The sequence below is a fragment of the Cyclobacterium qasimii M12-11B genome, assembly GCF_000427295.1.
GTDB classification, from domain to species: Bacteria; Bacteroidota; Bacteroidia; order Cytophagales; family Cyclobacteriaceae; genus Cyclobacterium; species Cyclobacterium qasimii.
On sequence record NZ_ATNM01000104.1, the window covers coordinates 1 to 740 of the forward strand.

The window sequence follows — 740 nt, forward strand, 5'->3', positions numbered from 1 at the left end:
GGGGAGGGCATCCAGCTTTGGCGCAGTGCTGGCGGGATCATTGCCCTCATGGTTCGTGCCGGGGCGGCCACGAAGTGGCTGACGCCCATTCCGATAAACGCGAGTGCGAGGGCAATACGCAACACCCATTGGGCGATTTCGACGGCATTCATCATGGGCCAATCGTCGCATTGAGTTGTCACATGGCAACGGCGGCTTCCCGTCGCCGCTAAAGTTGCTGTAGTTGTGTACTCAAGCAGCCTTCGTTGTGTTAGCGCGAAGTCCCCGCGAATTGAAGGACCAGATCTGTGGCTAAGCCGATCGTTGTGATCGCCGAAGAACTTTCCCCCGCAACAGTCGATGCTCTCGGGCCCGACTTTGAGATACGAAACATTGATGGCACCGACCGTGCCGCTCTGAAGGCTGCGCTCGCTGATGCGCAGGCCGTTCTCATCCGTTCGGCAACGATGATGGATGCCGATGCTCTCGCCGATGCCCCTGACCTGAAGGTCATTGCGCGTGCGGGTGTCGGTCTCGACAACGTCGATATCAAGGCGGCCACTGCGGCCGGTGTGATGGTGGTGAATGCCCCCACCTCGAACATCATTTCGGCGGCCGAGCTGACGGTCGGGCACATCCTGAGCTTGGCCCGTCATATTCCGGCCGCGCACGGTGCTCTTGCAGAGGGGCAGTGGAAGCGCTCGCAGTATTCGGGCATGGAGCTTTTTGAGAAGACGATCGGAATCATCGGCCTTGGCCGC

Annotated in this window: 1 protein-coding gene; it reads left to right on the forward strand. The window is 60.1% G+C overall.

The window, feature by feature from the left end; all coding sequences use genetic code 11:
* Nucleotides 1-305 precede the first annotated feature (305 nt).
* Nucleotides 306-740, forward strand: a 435-nt coding sequence (locus tag ADICYQ_RS31220; protein ID WP_498366132.1) for an NAD(P)-dependent oxidoreductase, incomplete at its 3' end; no start/stop codon positions are given.